Raw genomic sequence first — 16,131 nt, 5'->3', positions numbered from 1 at the left:
CGTCTAATCTGTGTCAGATAGGCCATCACGCGGTGGTCGATGGGAGAGGACGTCATATGAGCCATCTAAAACTCATCGTGGGTGCAGTTTCGCTGTTGATCTTGCCTCAGTTAGTGTTTGCTGATCGACCGCCAGAGGCAGTGTGTCAGAAGATGGTGGAAGGTGATCCCAGCGGGCAGATCACGATGGAGGAATGTCTGTGTACTTATAACGTCGCCGATACGGTGCTGGACGATGACATCAAAGCCCTTTTGTTCGACTCCTGGTACACCGGCGAGAACATAACCGAGCAGCTCAACGCGTTGCCGCAGCCCAAGCGGGTGCCAAGGCAACTAAAAACCATGGAACAGACGTTCAACAAGAATTGCCTCTAAGCTAGAATATTCCGACATAAAAATCATTATGTGTGAACTTGTTCCTATTGCGGCGGAACAAGCCCCGATATTCTGCCTGTATTGCAGAAAGGGGGACGATATGTCTGCTTCAAAAATCTTTCTTTTAATTTCAATGCTTTCCGTCGGGCTTCTAGCCGCTTGCTCGGAGCCGGGGACCTATCCGATCACGGGGATGGAGGTCTCGCAGGATGATCCGGTGCAGGACATGGTGAACCCCGCCGTGATCTTCCGGGGTGAATCGCGCTAGAGCAATTTGCTCATTAGCATGTAGCGATCGCGCGGTTTGAAACCTGACCGGAGATAAAGTTTCTGCGCAGTCTCATTGGTGCGGTCGACTTCAAGATGCAGGGCAGTCAGGCCAGCTTCGGCCAGCGCTTTGGGGAGATCGTGTAGCACTTCGGTTGCGATACCGCGGCCTCGGACAGCAGGGCGGATGTAAATCTCATCCACAAAGGCGTCCATGCCACCAAACTCGACTGACCAGCCGAAGGTGAGGATGACATAGCCCAGCGGCGCACGGCCCGGCCCGATCAGGTAGATGCAGCCATGCGGTATGCCATCCAGCAAAGGGGCCAGCGCGTTGCGGCGTTTCTCGTCATCCTGCGCGATGCCGGATTCCGAATGAAACGCTGCGACCAGTGCCATCAGGCGATCCAGATCGTCGGGACGGGCAAGGCGGAGTGCGGCAGTCATAGGCGGGCAAGCCTTTCTGTAAGCAGGTCGAAGAAGCCCTGAGCGTCCACGTCGCCTATGAACATGGCATTTGGTGCGCGGTCGGTGACTCGCCACCAATCGGCCACGGTCATGCCCAACGTCAGTTCTGATTGGGTTTCGATCTCAACATTGATGTGGCGGCCCGAGAACAGATTGGGCCGGATCAGATAGGCGCTCACGCAGGGGTCGTGCAGCGGCGCGCCTTCCGAGCCGTATTTTTCTTTGTCGAAGCGTTCGAAGAAATCGGTCATTTCTGCCACCGCATGACCGACCTTGCTGTCCAATGCTCGGAAGGCGTCATTGCGATGAGGCGTGACCAGCGCGTCATGGGTCACGTCCAGCGGCATCACCACGATGTGGATGCCGGATTTAAACACGATATCAGCCGCTTCCGGGTCGACATAGATGTTAAATTCCGCAGCTGGAGTTATATTTCCAACTTCGAAATAGGCGCCGCCCATTAAGACGATCTCTTGCACCCGGTCGATGATATCGGGCGCCTTCAGAAAGGCCGAGGCGATGTTGGTCAGCGGCCCCAGCGGGCAGAGCGTGACCGTGCCGGGCTCATGCGCGCGCAGGGTCTCGATGATGAAATCGACCGCGTGTCCTTCGGCTAGAGGCATTTCAGGATCGGGGAGAACAGGACCGTCGAGCCCGGTTTTGCCATGAACATGTTCGGCGGTGATAAGCGGGCGTTTCAGCGGTCGGTCGCATCCGGCATAGACGGGGATATCGGTATGGCCCGCCAATTCACACACGATGCGTGCATTCTTGGCGGTAAGTTCCAGCGGAACGTTTCCGGCGACGGCGGTGATGCCCAGAACCTCGATCTCTTCAGGGCTGGCAAGGGCCAGAAGTATCGCAACGGCGTCGTCCTGACCGGGATCGGTATCGATGATGATTTTACGGGGCATGGGGATCTCCGAGGGCCGTGAAGGTGGGACACTCGCAAGTGTCGCGGGACTTGTCTAGCCGAATTACGCCCCTGTCGGGGCATCCACCGGCGGGAGTTTGCCATTGGCGCGATGTTCTTCGATTTTCACCTCATCCCAGAGCGCGTCCATCTCGGCCAGATCACTTTGAGAGGGCGTTCTTCCGCGTTCGGCCAGCCGGGCTTCGACCTTCTCGAAGCGGCGGGTGAACTTGGCGTTTGTGCGGCGCAGGGCGGCTTCGGGTTCGATATCTAAGTGGCGGCCGAGGTTGACGATCACGAACAGCAGATCACCGAATTCATCTTCCAGCGCATCGGCATCCATGCTGTCGCGCGCTTCTTCCAGTTCGGCGGCCTCCTCGGTGATCTTTGCCAGCACATGGCTGGCGTCGGGCCAGTCAAAGCCCACACGCGCGGCACGTTTCTGCAGTTTATGCGCACGTAGCAAAGCAGGCAGGTTGGCGGCGACGCCGTCCAGTGCGCCTTTCTGTTCTTTGCCCGCGCGTTCGGCGGCTTTGATGGTCTCCCAATCCTTCGTCTGTTGGTCGGCGGACTTGTCACGGGATTCGTCACCGAACACATGCGGGTGCCGGTCAACCATCTTGTCCGACATGGTGCGCACTACGTCCTGAAAGGTGAAATGCCCAGCCTCTTCAGCCATTTGCGCGTGAAAGACGGATTGGAACAGCAGGTCACCCAGCTCCCCTTTCAACTCGTCATAGGCCTTGCGTTCGATGGCATCTGCGACCTCATAGGCTTCTTCGATCGTATAGGGGGCAATTGTCGAAAAATCCTGTTCGATATCCCACGGGCAGCCAGTTTCAGGGTCGCGCAGACGGCGCATGATTTCCAGCAAACGCTCGATACCCGCGTCCGCGTCGTGGATCAGAGGATTTTCGGCCATTGCGAACCCTTTCGTTCCGGTGTCAGATGCATCCATCCCGCAGTCAGGATCAGGAGTCCACCCCAGATGCCCGTCGTCAACCGAATTGCCGATTACGCCGCCGATATGGCCAAGTGGCGCCAGCACCTTCACACCATCCCCGAACTGGAATTCGAATGCTATGAGACCGCTGCTTTCGTGGCCGAGCGTCTACGCGAGTTCGGCGTGGATGAGCTGCACGAAGGGATCGCCAAAACAGGCATGGTCGCGATCATCAATGGGCAGGGCGAGGGTCCGACCATTGGCCTGCGTGCCGATATGGATGCGCTGCCGATTACCGAGGAGACGGGCGTAGATTACGCTTCGAAGAACCCCGGCATGATGCATGCGTGTGGTCATGACGGGCATACGACCATGCTGTTAGGCGCAGCGCGCTATCTGGCTGAGACGCGGAATTTCGCGGGTCGCGTTGCGCTGATCTTTCAGCCCGCCGAGGAAGAAGGTGGTGGCGCAGGCGTCATGGTTGAAGAAGGCATCATGGATCGGTTCGATATCTCTCAGGTCTATGGCATCCATAACACTCCGGGTCGGCCTGAAGGTCTGTTCGAGACCACGCCGGGGCCGCTGATGGCAGCTGTGGATACGTTCGAGATCCATATTCAAGGTGTTGGCGGCCACGGGGCCATGCCACACGAAACGAAAGACCCGGTGATGGCGGCCTGCGGGATGGCGCAGGCAATCCAGACAATTGTCAGTCGCAATCACTATGCGCTTGACGATCTGGTGGTATCAGTGACGCAGATTCACACCGGAACGGTGAACAATGTCATTCCCGACACCGCTTATTTGAACGGCACTGTCCGCACCTTTGATCCTGTAGTGCAGAAAATGGTCAAAGAACGGATGGCGCAGATTGTGGCAGGGCAGGCGGCCTCGTACGGTGTTGAGGCCAAACTGGAGTATCAAGAGGGGTATCCTGCCACCATCAATGATGCCGACAAGGCCGCGTTTGCGGCCGAAGTGGCGCGGGATGTTTCCGGTGCGGAACGTGTGAAGGATAATGCTGGACGCGAGATGGGGGCAGAGGATTTTTCCTATATGCTGCAGGCCCGACCCGGTGCTTATCTGTTCATGGGACAAGGAGAGGGCGCAGGACTGCACCATCCGAAATACAACTTCAATGACGACGTCGCGCCGATCGGAGCGTCCTTCTTTGCGCGGATCGTCGAAAAGGCTCAGCCGTTGGGCTGACAGGGAAAAGACATGGCACTGGAAGATGCAAAGAACCAGGTGGATGAGGCGTTCACCAACCCCGATCTCAAGGGGCTGTCCTATGAGAACACTTTTGGTGGCGCGACCTCATTCCTGCGGCGGCTTTATACCAAAGACCTGACCGGAGCGGATATCGCGGTAACCGGCGTGCCTTTCGATCAGGCGGTGACAAACCGCCCCGGAACCCGGCTTGGCCCTCGTGCGATCCGCGAGGCCAGTGCGTTGCAATCGCCTGATGCGCCTTATGGCTGGCCTTTTGATGCTCTGAGTGAGCTGGCCATCGTGGATTATGGCGACATGGCCTATGACTATGCCAATATCCCGGCCTTTCCCGACACCCTGACCGATCACATCCGTACCATTCTGAAGGCCGATGTCGCTTCGGTCACGCTGGGCGGGGATCATTATATCAGCTTCCCGATCCTCAAGGCTTATGCCGAGAAATATGGGCCGATGTCCCTGCTGCAATTCGATGCGCACACGGACACTTGGGCCGATGACGACATGTCCCGCGTAGACCATGGGACGATGTTCTACAAAGCGGTGAAATCGGGGATCGTGGACCCGAAACGCTCGGTTCAGGTTGGGATACGCACGACGAACGAGGACACGCTGGGCGTCAACATCATCGATGCACGCGAGGTTTATGAATCCGGACCCGCCGCCGTGGCGCAGAAGATCAAAGGAATACTGGGCGATAGACCCGTTTATCTGAGTTTCGACATCGACGGTCTTGATCCGGCTTTTGCCCCGGGCACCGGGACACCGGTCTGGGGTGGGCTGAGCTCCATTCAGGCGCAAATCATCCTGCGCGACATTGCCGGTATCAACATCAAAGGTGGTGATGTGGTCGAGGTTTCTCCGCCATACGACACATCTGGTGCGACGGCGATTGCGGGGGCCCATGTGGCGACGCAGATCATATGCCTGTTGGGGTGGAACAAGCTGGTGAAGCCTTAACCTTTGGTTAGGCATAATCCCGGTATCTGCTTGGTAAGGCACCGGATCGGAGACAGTACATGACCGAATATAACCAACCCATTGGAGGCAATGATCTGGCGCGGTTTTCGGGGCCGAATACATTCATGCGTCTGCCGCAGGCGTCGTCGCTTGAAGGGCTGGACGTGGCGATCCTCGGGGTTCCGATGGATATCGGCACTTCTTGGCGGTCGGGCACTCGGTTCGGACCCAAGCAGATCCGCAGCGAAAGTGCGATGATACGGCCCTATAACATGGCCAATGGCGCGGCCCCGTTCGAACATCTGCAGATCGCTGATATTGGAGATTTGGCGATCAACACCTTCTCGCTGGCTGATAGTCTTAAGATCATCAAGGACAGCTATGACGGTATTCTGGCGCAGGGCGTGACCCCGGTGGCGATGGGAGGGGATCATTCGATCACCCTGCCGATCCTGCGGGCAATGGCGGCCAAACACGGGCCGGTGGCTCTGGTGCATGTGGACGCTCATGCCGATGTCAATGACGAGATGTTTGGCGAGAAAGAGACCCATGGCACCGTCTTTCGACGAGCCTATGAGGAAAGACTGATTGTCCCTGACAAGACCTTCCAGATCGGCATTCGCGGATCAGGCTATGCCGCCAGCGACTTTACCGAGGCGCAGGGCTGGGGGTTTCGCCAATACCCCGCGTGGGAGTTGTGGCAGCTAAACCTGACCGAGATCGGCTCACTTATCCGCAAGATGGTCAGTGATCATCCGGTCTATATCACCTATGACATCGACAGCCTCGATCCGGCTTATGCGCCCGGCACCGGCACGCCCGAGATCGCGGGTCTGACAACGCCACAGGCGCTACAGCTGATCCATGCACTGGCAGGAATGAACGTGGTGGGCTGTGATCTGGTAGAGGTCTCTCCGCCATATGATCCGTCGGGCAATACGGCGCTGACGGCAGCAAATCTGCTGTTCGAGATGCTGTGCATTCTGCCGGGCGTGACGCCACGATAGGGGTGTTGGTCGCCCTCGGACCGGGTAGGCTTTGCGCAAAGGGATCGAAGGGCAGATGAAAATGGTGCTTTGGCTGTTGATTTCGGTGGGCATTGCGATGGGCGCATATGTTCGTATTGCGCCGTCTGACCCAACGCGCTGGCATGTTGCCCCCGAAGGCGTGGATCGAGATTTCAGGAACGGCGTAGCGCGGGTCGTTGAGGCAGCCCCGGGAGGGCTGGAGCAACTCGATCATATTGCCCGTGCGACACCGCGCACGACCGTGCTGGCAGGTTCGATCGAAGAGGGAATGATAACCTATGTCACCCGTTCCAGGGTATTCGGGTTCCCCGACTACACCACCGTGCAGCATGACGGGGATATGCTGCGCATCTATGCGCGCTCAAGATTTGGTCGGAAAGATTTCGGCGTCAATCGACAGCGGGTCACCCACTGGCTTGCTTTGCGGCAGCCCTGACGACAAACATCCTTCCTGCACTTCACGCCACATGGGCACGTTCAACGACATCTGGCATTGGGCCATGAACATGCGGCCGTCGACCTGCAGACAGATCATCTCTCCCAATTCGACGCGGGTGCCTGATTTGTCGGTGCAATAGCAGTCCTGCACCTTGCCCCCGGGGCCAACAACGTCGGCCATACCAGGGGCTGCAACAAGTGTCAGGGCCAGGATCAGTCGTTTCATGCGCTAAGCCTAGCACAAGGCAAGGCCTTGACCAAAGCCCCCGGATGATAGACACCGCGCGGATGATCCCCGAAGAACGCCTAGAACAGATCACCCAGCGATTCCAATACCTCGAAGCGGCCATGGCTGATGGCGCATCGGGCGGAGATATTGCGGCCTTGGCTAAGGAGTATTCCGACCTCAAGCCGGTGGTTGATCAGATCATGGCATGGCGTTTGTTGGTCTCCGATTTGGCCGAGGCCGAAGCGATGCTGGCCGACCCAGACATGAAAGAGCTGGCCGAGGAGGAAATTCCCGAATTGCAGGCGCAAATCCCCGAGGCCGAACATGCCTTGCAGCTGGCATTATTGCCCAAAGACGCGGCGGATGCGCGCCCGGCGATGCTGGAGATACGGCCCGGTACAGGTGGCGATGAGGCGGCTCTGTTCGCCGGAGACCTGCTGCGGATGTACCAGCGATACTCCGAGGCGCGTGGCTGGCAGTTTGAAATCATTGAGGAACAGGCCTCGGATCTCGGCGGGATCAAAGAAGTAGTGGCTCATATCAAGGGCGACAACGTCTTTGCGCGGATGAAATATGAATCTGGCGTGCATCGGGTACAGCGTGTGCCCGAAACCGAAAGCGGCGGGCGTATTCACACTTCGGCAGCGACCGTCGCGGTTTTGCCTGAGGCTGAGGATGTAGACATCCAGATCGACGCGAATGACATCCGCATCGACACGATGCGCAGTTCCGGCGCGGGTGGGCAGCACGTTAATACGACGGATTCGGCGGTGCGGATCACGCACCTGCCCAGCGGTATCGTGGTGACCAGCTCCGAGAAATCGCAACATCGCAACCGTGAGATTGCGATGCAGGTGCTGAAAACGCGCCTTTACGATCTGGAGCGGCAGCGGATCGACAGTGAGCGGTCAGCGGATCGCGCCAGCCAAGTGGGCTCGGGTGACCGGTCGGAACGGATCAGGACTTATAATTTCCCACAGGGTCGTATGACGGATCACCGCATCAACCTGACGCTCTATAAGCTGGATCAGGTGATGCAGGGCGATCTGGATGAGGTGATTGATGCGCTAACCGCAGATGATCAGGCCCGGCTGCTGGCCGAGATGGCGCAATGATTGCGGCACTGACAGCTGCGCAGGCCATGGTAGCCGCCACCGCGCGTTTGCGCGCGGCAGGGGTGCCCGATCCGGCGCGGGATGCGCGGGTGCTGCTGGCCCATGCGGCACGGATCGAGGCCAGCCGTGTGACGCTGATCGCACCCGAGGAACTGCCCGTTGATATCGCAGAGCGCTATGACCAGTTGATTTCTCTTCGTGCCATCCGGGTGCCGGTGTCGCACCTTCTGGGCGAGCGCGAATTCTATGGTCGTCGGTTCCGGGTCAGCCGTGATGTACTTGACCCTCGTCCCGAAACCGAAGCTTTGATCGAAGCAGCTCTAAGTGAACCGTTCGATCATGTTCTGGACCTGGGTTTGGGCTCGGGCTGTATCTTGATTACCTTGCTAGCTGAACGGGCGAGCGCCTCGGGCGTCGGGGTGGATTTGAGCGAAGCGGCCTGCCTGCAGGCCAGCGCCAATGCTGTTCAGCATCAAGTTCAGGCGCGTTTGGAGATTCGGCGGTCGGATTGGTTTGAAAACATTCAGGGGCAATTTGACCTGATTGTTTCGAATCCGCCTTATATTTCGGCGGAAGAAATGAATGATCTTTCGCCGGAAGTACGTGAGCATGAGCCGCGCATGGCTTTGACGGATGAGGGCGACGGATTGGACGCGTACCGTCGTATAGCGGCCTCGGCCCCAGATTATCTGATGCCTGGCGGGCGTATTTTGGTAGAAATCGGTCCAACACAAGGGGCTTATGTCTCAGCGTTATTTGATGCCGCTGGACTGACGCGCACGCAGGTGATCCCTGACCTGGACGGGCGTGACCGGGTTGTAGGGGCAAGAATGCCACCATCCAGGGGAATCTGAAGCTGAAAAATGCCGATTGATGTAAAAAAGCTGCGACAATTGTGAGAATCCTCTTGTCTGAGCGCTCAGGACATGTTTACTCAGGATTAGTCGGCGAGGTTGACGCTGTTTCAGCGCACCCCTGACGCCAAGCCCAAAAAGTCGATAGCGCGTAACGGCACAAAGCCACTGAGCAGCGTTAGATACGGGTTGATCGACAGTGAATTGATAAGGCTGACGTAAAGTAAGATGAGATCTTCCAAATCCCGCTCGCGGGCCAAGAACAACCGCAATCGTCCTTCTGGCGGCAACGTCGTAAACCGGGTTTTCGACAGCTCGGGTCCTGAGGGCAAAGTGCGTGGCACACCGCAGCAGATCATTGACAAATACAACCAACTGGCGCGCGACGCACAGCTGTCGAATGACCGTGTGGCGGCTGAGAACTTTCAGCAACACGCCGAGCATTACCTGCGCATGCTGAGCGAGGCGCAGCGCGAGATCGAAGCGCGCCGCGAAGAGCAAGAGCGCCAGAACCGCGAACGGCAAGCTGAACGTGACCGTGAGCGTGCCGAACGTCAGGAGCGCGAAGCGGCTCGTCAGGCGGACCCTGCCGAAGCTCCACAACCTGATGTGATGGATTTCGCCTCGGCCGAACCGACACCTGAAAGCGGGTTGGTCGAGACACCCGAAAGCAAAGGTGCCGAAGCTCCGACTCAGGAGAAGAAGGAAAAGCCGGCGCGTAAACCGCGGGCGCGCAAGCCCAAAGCACCGCCTGCAGCTGAGGATACGCCCGCCGATACAGGCGACGCACCAGAAGCGGCCGAATAAGATCGGCTCACGCCGACAAAAGCCCCGAGGTTTTTACCCGGGGCTTTTTATTGCGATCAGGGTTTCTGAATTTCGCGAGCCAAGGCACAGAAAGCTTCCAGCGGAATCTGCTCGGCGCGTTCAGTGGGTTTGATACCAGCGGCAAGCAGGCGGTCTTCGATATCCGGGGCCGTAGCTTTGAGCGAGGCACGCAGCATCTTGCGACGTTGATTGAAGGCCGCCGCGACCACGCGGGACAGGGTGCGGGCGTCCGCTGGATACCGGGGCTCGGGCAACGCTGTCAGGTGAACCACCGCACTGGAGACCTTCGGTGGAGGTGTGAACGCTCCGGGCGGCAGGGACATCGCGATGCGCGCTTCGGCCCGCCATTGGGCGAGGATGGCAAGGCGGCCATAGGCCTTGCTGCCGGGTTGGGCAACGATACGCTGGGCCACTTCGCGCTGGAACATAAGGGTCAGGCTTTGCCAGAAAGGTGGCCAATCGGGCGGGGTGAGCCAGCGGACCAGAAGCTCGGTTCCGACATTATAAGGCAGGTTCGCGGCCACGCGAATCGGAGGCGTCAGATGGGCCAATGGATCGATTTCCAGCGCATCACCGTTGATGACCTCGAGCCTGCCGGGATAAGCGGCGGCAATATCGTTCAAGGCTGCGATGCAGCGAGTGTCTTTTTCAACGGCGACGACTTTGCGGGCCCCCTCAGACAGCAGGCCACGGGTCAAACCACCAGGTCCCGGCCCGATCTCAAGGACATCGCATTCGTCCAGGTCTCCGGCCTGCCGCGCGATCTTTGCCGTCAGGTTGAGGTCGAGCAGAAAGTTCTGACCCAGCGATTTGCGGGCCGAGAGCTGATGGGTGGCGATAACCTCGCGCAGCGGGGGGAGGGAGTCGATGGCGCTCATGGCTTAATCGTTGTTCGGATTGGATTTGGTGCGCCAGATATTTTTTGCCTCCGGCGGGGATATTTTTTGGCCAGATGAAGCATTAGCGAGATTGCGCCATCTTCTGGGCCAGTCTGAGCGCCTCGATCAGGCTGGTTGGGTTTGCGATGCCTTGGCCTGCAATGTCCAAGGCCGTGCCGTGATCTGGCGAGGTTCTGACGAAGGGCAGGCCCAGCGTCACGTTTACACCTCGGTCAAAATCCAGCGTTTTGATCGGGATCAGCGCCTGGTCGTGATACATTGCAATCGCCGCGTCGTAGCGCGCACGTGCCGCGGCATGGAACATGGTATCTGCGGGGTGCGGGCCGGTCACTGAATAGCCAATGGGTGACAAATCGGCGATCAGCGGCGCGATCCAGTCGAGCTCCTCAGTCCCCATCTTTCCCTCTTCGCCCGCGTGGGGGTTCAATCCAGCCACGGCGATTCTGGGATTGGGGATGCCAAACTGGTCGCGCAAACCCCGTGCGGTGATCTCGATCGTTTCACGCAAAACTTCTGGAGTGAGCGCGCTTGTGACTTGCGATAGCGGAATATGGATGGTGGCTGGTACCACCCGCAATTGATCGCTCGCGAGCATCATCACGACGCGCGACTGTCCCGCCAGTGATGCTAGGAATTCGGTATGTCCCGGAAACGCAAATCCAGCCCCATCGATCAGTGCCTTCTTGTGGATCGGTGCTGTACAAAGCGCCGATGCTGCACCGGATTGGACCAACTCGACACCCCGTTCAATAGCATCAACGACAGCGGGCGCATTTTTGGCTTCGGGATGTCCGGGTGTATTAATAGACGAAAACTCGACATGCAGAACGGGCAGGGCAGTGGCGCTTGCTGCACGGGCTTCTGCTGGGTCGGATATCCGAGTGATCGGAGTGCCTGCCGGGAGGTGCGAGGCATCGCCGATATAGAAGAACGGGCATTCATCGCGCAATGATTGCCAGGCTTTGGCCGCGATCTCGGGGCCTATTCCTGCAGGTTCGCCGCAGCTGAGTGCGATAGGTGGTGTCATTGCTCGATGATGACGGCTTCGGCTCGGAGCTGTTCCAGCAGGCTGTCTGCAAGAGCCTGCAAGCGTTGTTGTGTCAGCGCGTTGGCTACGTCCACTCGGGTCGTTTCTTCACCCAGATCGCGGGTTCTGTTGCACAGCATCAGGAACATCAGCGTCTGACCGTTGTTTCGTGTCAGTGCAGTTGAAACCTCATTTGGGTCAAGTTTGGCCAGTTCCAATGCAACATCGCGTGGTATCTCGGACGGTTTAGCGGTGATACGATCAAGAATATCCGGCGACTGACCCTTGGCCAATCCATAGAGATCATCGCAGGTGTCGATCTCTTCCTTGAGTTTGGTAGCTTTTGCGAGTGTATCTGTATTGCGGCCACCTGGGAGGTAATAGATGGCGTAGTCGATTTCGGAATATCGCGGAGCACTGCCCGCTGTTTCACGGATACCCCTCATCTGGAATAGCGCCACCGCGTTTGGCAGCGCAAGCGGATCAGTAATCTCACCATTTTTCAGGCCCAGGATGACCGGCTGCAGAGCGGGCGGCAGATTCGTGATCGAAAGCCATTCGAGCCGCCCGCCATTTTCACGTGTAGCCGCTGCTGAGTACTGTGTTGCGGCGGCCGAAAAGCTCTCCTGATCAGGGAGCAATGCAATTTCGTCGGCCAGAGCCTCGGCTTGAGCCAGTGTTTGTGGGGTTATTGGAATGATGATTTCTGACAATAAAACCTGCAAGCCGCCGCCGCCGCCCTGTCCCAGTGCGCGATTGATTTCATCCTCGCTCGGCCGGGCCTGCGACAAAAAGCGAGTGGCGACATAATCCCGCCAGGATAATTGATCGGCCACGAAATCCCGTACGGTTTCCGTGGAAACACCCTCTTCGTTCAGTAGTCTTAGAAACTCGTCCGTGCTTAGGTTGCCGCGTGAGGCGAATTCATCAATTCCAGATTGAACATCTTCCGGCGTCGCCTGAATCCCGGCATCACGCATAGCCTGTTTACGCAGCCTGTCATCGATAAGTGCATTGCGGACTTCTGTGTCGGAACTGCCGGGGATACCCAGAAGATCCAGAAACTGTTGGCGCTGTTGCAGTTCATACCAAGTGACAATGTCTTGATTGACCCGGATTGCAGGAGAGAAAAGGCTTTGACTCTGGGCCGGGGGTGTCGCCAGGGCAACAAACGCGGCAGCCAACACCGGCAGGACCGAATTACGATAGCCCGCGCGAAGAGATTTTGTGAAACCTGAGATCAACTGCATCTTCTCTTAAACTTTTGTCCATTGCCTTCGACGGAGTACCCTGTCAGGGCTACGGTAAAGCCGAATTCCGTCGAAGGCTCAATACTTGATGTGGAGGTAAAACGTCTGTTGACGTTCACATTCACCTGCACGCACTCATTCTGGTAGGTCAAACCAAACCCCAGGCGGAGCGGCTCAGATTCGCTGAAATCATAGCGCGCGCTGGCGCGGGTCAGCCAGTTCTGATCTACGCGATAGCGACCCGATATGCGCAGCTCTGATATTTCGTCATTGTTAGCTTCAGCCGGGTCCGGTTCCAGCCAGATATAGCCGCCAGATAGTGCCGTATCTCCTTTGACCCACGCTGCGCGCAACTCGGCTTTCGTAAAACTGAAGTCATTATTCAGCAGTCCACGTGCCGCCAGTGTCAAACCTTTGCCATTGTTAAGTTGACCGGCCAAAAGAATATCCGATTTGGTCCCCTGCAATCCTGATGTCAGCGTGAAATCCGGATCGGCGTCAGACCGAAAAACTTGCCCAATTGTTGCGAGCGCACGCCAACCATCAGCGTTGTAGCGGGACCAATTCAAGCCGACCACGGCGGTTGTGCCATCTTCACGCCTGTCAGGCGCAGGAAATCGCGAAAGTGCCAGCAGATTGCCCTGATCGAGCTCTTGAAATGTGCTTTCGTCGTTGGGCACATCGTTATCTGAAACATGTGTCCAGCCGATTTGTGCAATAGGTTCCAGGATTTGCGTCGCACCAGATTGCTCGCGTCGCAACATTGGGTAGCGCAAAGTAAAGGCCGCGCGCGGCGTCGAGCGCGTTACATTGTTCGGGTAACTGCTGTCATTTCTGATGTTGAACGTGTCAATTGCTGCGCCTAGCTGGGCCTCTGCACGTAGCCCGGTTGCGAAAGTCCAGTTGCGCAGCCATTCTGCGTCAAAAGTCGCGCGGGCGACATCGCGCCCAACAATATCCTCATCGCTGGTGCGTGTGTGGGTGTGGCCAAGAAAGGCCAGTTGAACTTCGCCCCCGAGGGCTTTGGGAAATAAACGTTTTCGATAGTTAAGGTCGAAGATACGCGATGGGATTTCGTCCTGATTTTCGCTATCCCGCAGACTTTTGTAGTGGATGAAGCTGGTCTTGAATGCGGTGTCGCGCTTGATCCTTTCAAGGGCGATTTCGCTGCGCAGGCGATCAAAATCGGGCAGGCCATAGTCAGCCAGATATGAGTCATCCGAGGTTGTCTTGATGTCAAACGTCAGTCGATAGCTGTTTCCCAGGCTGAAGCGACCATCAGCAAATAGGTATCCGCGATCTTCACCGGGTTGCAAATCGTCTCGGGTATAGGCCCCTCTCAGACGGATGCCGCCGGCTTTGAAGGCCTGCCTGTAGCGAAACCCGAGGGTACGGGTTTTGGATGACAGATAGGGGGTCAACGTCAGGTCTTTGTGGTCTCCGATCTTGAAGAAGTAGGGAACCTGTACTCCGGTACTCAATTGAGAGGTCGTGCGGATTGATGGCACCAGGAAACCTGTCGCGCGTTCGAGAGTTGGATCGGGCAGGCGCAGGGTGGGGAAATAGAAGACAGGTACATCCAGAATGCGGAACTGGGCGCCTTCGAAATACAGTTGCCTTTCGAGCTGATCATGCGTGACTTTGCGTGCGCGAATTTGCCAGATCGGAGGGGTGCCGTTTGCGCAGACATGACATGAGGTTGCCGCCACTTTGCTGAACTGTGTGTATCGCCCCGCCGCACGGGTAGCTTGGACCGAAGCGATCTGAACCTGCTGCTCAAATACCATACGCGCGCCCATCAACAGGCCATTCTGGATGCCGCTATCCAATTGTGCAGATTCGGCCAGCAATGTGCTGTCCCCACCTTGATCGATCCGGATCGGGCCGACCAGAGTCAGCTCACCTGTTTCACGATCATAGGTGACGCTTTGGGCTGTGAGTTTCACGTCGCCCTGAAAAGCTTCGACATTTCCTTCGGCGACCAGTTTGCGGTCCGGGGTGATGAAAATCTCATCGGCCACAAGTAGGGCTGGTTGATTTTGCTCAGTCGCACCGGTGTCGTTGGTGGCGCCTGGCACTTCCGACTGTGCCATAGCAACAGCGGGCAGGGACAGGATCAATGCGGTCGAAAGTAGTAAGGAGAGGATAGGGCGCATCAGCCGTCCTCCGCATGAAGCAAAAGACCCAGTGACAAAAGGATACCCGCAAAAGGTGGAGCCCAGGCCGCAACAAGGATCGGCAATTGTCCGTTCTCGCCAAGAATTTGCGCAAAGTTTCGAATGAAATAAATGCCGAACCCCAGCAAAACGGCAGTTAGTACAGCAACACCCGTGCCACCAAACCGGACATGGCGCATTGTAAAGGCCGCACCGATCAAGACCATTGAGACCAGAAACAGCGGCCGCGCAAGTTGTACCTGCAACCAGACTTCATACTGTTTGGTAGAAAATCCGGCCTCTTCCAGATCTCGGATCAATTGCGGCAGGTCGTAGACCGATACTGAATCCTGCTGTCCCAAAGTGTCCAGAATCCGATCTCGTGTCAGCGTTGTCGGGAGGTTCAGTACCTCGTGCGTGCTGGAATTTGCTTCGGGGTTAAGGTCATCCTGAATAGGCCAGATCTTGGCCTGATGCAGGGTCCAGAACCCATCCTCAAGATCGGCCTGTTGGGCTGAAATTTGTTGGTTCGGTTTACCGTCGGGTGCGAATGTGGTGATGGTTACGTCTTTCAAGGCGAACCTGTCTCCGTTGACCGTGCCGGTTGCGTGGATCACTGACTGGCCATTGGCTGAACCCTGGCGCAGCCATAGCCCTTCGCGGCTGATCGAAAGGGCCGAACTGCCTTGGTTTCGGTAACCATCCGACAGACGCTGAAATTCTTCTGAGGTGGCAGCGGCAATCGGGTTCAGCAAAGCAATCGCGAGTGTTCCAATTGTCAACGCCAGCAATACCGGGGCCAGTAGCGCGCGGATTCCAGACCGGCCGATGGCTCGGGTCACGACCAATTCGGAACTGCGGGCAAGGCCAACGAACAAAGCAATAGTGGCCAAGATCATCAAAAGGGGTAGCATCTCGCTAATCGCGGCGGGCGTGTTGAGAAGCGTCAACTGCAATAGCTGACCGAAGGACAGGCCAGTACCATCGAACCGGCGCACCTGCTCGATCAGATCGATCAGGATCATCAAAGTCAGAAATATTCCGCCGATTATGAGAAAGCTTTGGATAAAGCGGCGGGCAAAATAGCGGTCGAGGATCACGTGGGCATCCCCGTCAAACCCCGGCATCCAAGAATCACGATCGGGCATGGAA

General features: G+C 57.4%; 18 protein-coding genes. 9 read left to right on the top strand and 9 right to left on the bottom strand.

Features of this window, described 5'->3' with window-relative positions; translation table 11 throughout:
• Window positions 1–56 precede the first annotated feature (56 nt).
• Together ACRZ91_RS04580 and ACRZ91_RS04575 are read left to right on the top strand one after the other, a co-directional pair.
• A complete protein-coding gene (locus tag ACRZ91_RS04580; RefSeq protein WP_170540245.1) occupies window positions 57–374 on the top strand; it encodes a hypothetical protein in 318 nt (105 codons plus the stop codon).
• A 100-nt stretch (window positions 375–474) separates the two neighbouring features.
• Window positions 475–642 (top strand): hypothetical protein, encoded by a 168-nt coding sequence (locus tag ACRZ91_RS04575; RefSeq protein WP_480902941.1) that lies wholly within the window; start codon window positions 475–477, stop codon window positions 640–642.
• Here ACRZ91_RS04575 and ACRZ91_RS04570 read toward each other — a convergent pair.
• From ACRZ91_RS04570 to mazG, 3 genes are all read right to left on the bottom strand, one after another.
• Window positions 639–1,088, bottom strand: coding sequence for a GNAT family N-acetyltransferase (locus ACRZ91_RS04570; protein ID WP_170540242.1), 450 nt, complete (start codon window positions 1,086–1,088; stop codon window positions 639–641). The genes ACRZ91_RS04575 and ACRZ91_RS04570 overlap by 4 nt on opposite strands.
• Window positions 1,085–2,023 carry a nucleoside hydrolase gene (locus tag ACRZ91_RS04565; protein ID WP_480902938.1) on the bottom strand — a complete coding sequence of 313 codons (939 nt, stop codon included), beginning with the start codon at window positions 2,021–2,023 and terminating at the stop codon, window positions 1,085–1,087. The genes ACRZ91_RS04570 and ACRZ91_RS04565 overlap by 4 nt, the downstream gene beginning before the upstream one ends.
• Before the next feature lie 63 nt (window positions 2,024–2,086).
• Window positions 2,087–2,944 (bottom strand): nucleoside triphosphate pyrophosphohydrolase, encoded by an 858-nt coding sequence (gene mazG / locus ACRZ91_RS04560; RefSeq protein WP_480903388.1) that lies wholly within the window; start codon window positions 2,942–2,944, stop codon window positions 2,087–2,089.
• 66 nt (window positions 2,945–3,010) lie between these two features.
• On the opposite strand from mazG, the gene ACRZ91_RS04555 reads away from it, so the two are divergent.
• Genes ACRZ91_RS04555 through ACRZ91_RS04540 form a run of 4 tightly spaced genes read left to right on the top strand, consistent with a single transcriptional unit; the run spans window position 3,011 to window position 6,619 of the window.
• On the top strand, window positions 3,011–4,174 hold the full coding sequence (locus ACRZ91_RS04555) for a M20 aminoacylase family protein (RefSeq protein WP_170773894.1): 1,164 nt from the start codon (window positions 3,011–3,013) through the stop codon (window positions 4,172–4,174).
• 12 nt (window positions 4,175–4,186) lie between these two features.
• A complete protein-coding gene (gene speB, locus ACRZ91_RS04550; protein ID WP_039535940.1) occupies window positions 4,187–5,155 on the top strand; it encodes an agmatinase in 969 nt (322 codons plus the stop codon).
• Between the two features lie 59 nt (window positions 5,156–5,214).
• Window positions 5,215–6,162 carry an agmatinase gene (gene speB / locus ACRZ91_RS04545; protein ID WP_480902936.1) on the top strand — a complete coding sequence of 316 codons (948 nt, stop codon included), beginning with the start codon at window positions 5,215–5,217 and terminating at the stop codon, window positions 6,160–6,162.
• A 55-nt stretch (window positions 6,163–6,217) separates the two neighbouring features.
• Complete coding sequence (locus tag ACRZ91_RS04540; protein ID WP_480902934.1) at window positions 6,218–6,619, top strand: DUF1499 domain-containing protein; 402 nt, start codon at window positions 6,218–6,220, stop codon at window positions 6,617–6,619.
• On the opposite strand, the gene ACRZ91_RS04535 is transcribed toward ACRZ91_RS04540, so the two are convergent.
• The gene (locus ACRZ91_RS04535; RefSeq protein WP_480902932.1) at window positions 6,545–6,847 is read right to left on the bottom strand and encodes a hypothetical protein; all 303 of its coding nucleotides are present in this window, start codon (window positions 6,845–6,847) and stop codon (window positions 6,545–6,547) included. The two genes, ACRZ91_RS04540 and ACRZ91_RS04535, sit on opposite strands and share 75 nt — an antisense overlap.
• Window positions 6,848–6,909: 62 nt before the next feature.
• On the opposite strand from ACRZ91_RS04535, the gene prfA reads away from it, so the two are divergent.
• The 3 genes from prfA (at window position 6,910) to ACRZ91_RS04520 (ending at window position 9,626) form a co-directional block, all read left to right on the top strand.
• On the top strand, window positions 6,910–7,965 hold the full coding sequence (gene prfA / locus ACRZ91_RS04530) for a peptide chain release factor 1 (RefSeq protein WP_260026364.1): 1,056 nt from the start codon (window positions 6,910–6,912) through the stop codon (window positions 7,963–7,965).
• The gene (prmC, locus tag ACRZ91_RS04525; protein ID WP_170470761.1) at window positions 7,962–8,819 is read left to right on the top strand and encodes a peptide chain release factor N(5)-glutamine methyltransferase; all 858 of its coding nucleotides are present in this window, start codon (window positions 7,962–7,964) and stop codon (window positions 8,817–8,819) included. The genes prfA and prmC overlap by 4 nt, the downstream gene beginning before the upstream one ends.
• A 228-nt stretch (window positions 8,820–9,047) precedes the next feature.
• The gene (locus tag ACRZ91_RS04520) at window positions 9,048–9,626 is read left to right on the top strand and encodes a DUF4167 domain-containing protein (protein ID WP_480902930.1); all 579 of its coding nucleotides are present in this window, start codon (window positions 9,048–9,050) and stop codon (window positions 9,624–9,626) included.
• Window positions 9,627–9,682: 56 nt separating this feature from the next.
• On the opposite strand, the gene rsmA is transcribed toward ACRZ91_RS04520, so the two are convergent.
• From rsmA to lptG, 5 genes are all read right to left on the bottom strand, one after another.
• Window positions 9,683–10,525: a 16S rRNA (adenine(1518)-N(6)/adenine(1519)-N(6))-dimethyltransferase RsmA gene (rsmA, locus tag ACRZ91_RS04515; RefSeq protein WP_480902928.1), complete on the bottom strand. Its 843-nt coding sequence runs from the start codon at window positions 10,523–10,525 to the stop codon at window positions 9,683–9,685.
• 82 nt (window positions 10,526–10,607) lie between these two features.
• Entirely contained in the window at window positions 10,608–11,573 is a 966-nt protein-coding gene (gene pdxA / locus ACRZ91_RS04510; protein WP_480902926.1) for a 4-hydroxythreonine-4-phosphate dehydrogenase PdxA, read from the bottom strand.
• The gene (locus ACRZ91_RS04505) at window positions 11,570–12,823 is read right to left on the bottom strand and encodes a peptidylprolyl isomerase (protein ID WP_480902923.1); all 1,254 of its coding nucleotides are present in this window, start codon (window positions 12,821–12,823) and stop codon (window positions 11,570–11,572) included. The genes pdxA and ACRZ91_RS04505 overlap by 4 nt, the downstream gene beginning before the upstream one ends.
• Window positions 12,814–14,979, bottom strand: coding sequence for an LPS-assembly protein LptD (locus ACRZ91_RS04500; RefSeq protein WP_480902920.1), 2,166 nt, complete (start codon window positions 14,977–14,979; stop codon window positions 12,814–12,816). The genes ACRZ91_RS04505 and ACRZ91_RS04500 overlap by 10 nt, the downstream gene beginning before the upstream one ends.
• Window positions 14,979–16,079: an LPS export ABC transporter permease LptG gene (gene lptG / locus ACRZ91_RS04495; RefSeq protein ID WP_480903386.1), complete on the bottom strand. Its 1,101-nt coding sequence runs from the start codon at window positions 16,077–16,079 to the stop codon at window positions 14,979–14,981. The genes ACRZ91_RS04500 and lptG overlap by 1 nt, the downstream gene beginning before the upstream one ends.
• Between the last annotated feature and the right edge of the window lie 52 nt (window positions 16,080–16,131).

This window comes from Ruegeria sp. O11 (genome assembly GCF_056535285.1).
Note: the sequence above shows the minus strand (reverse complement) of the source record. Positions and strands in the feature narration are given on the sequence as shown.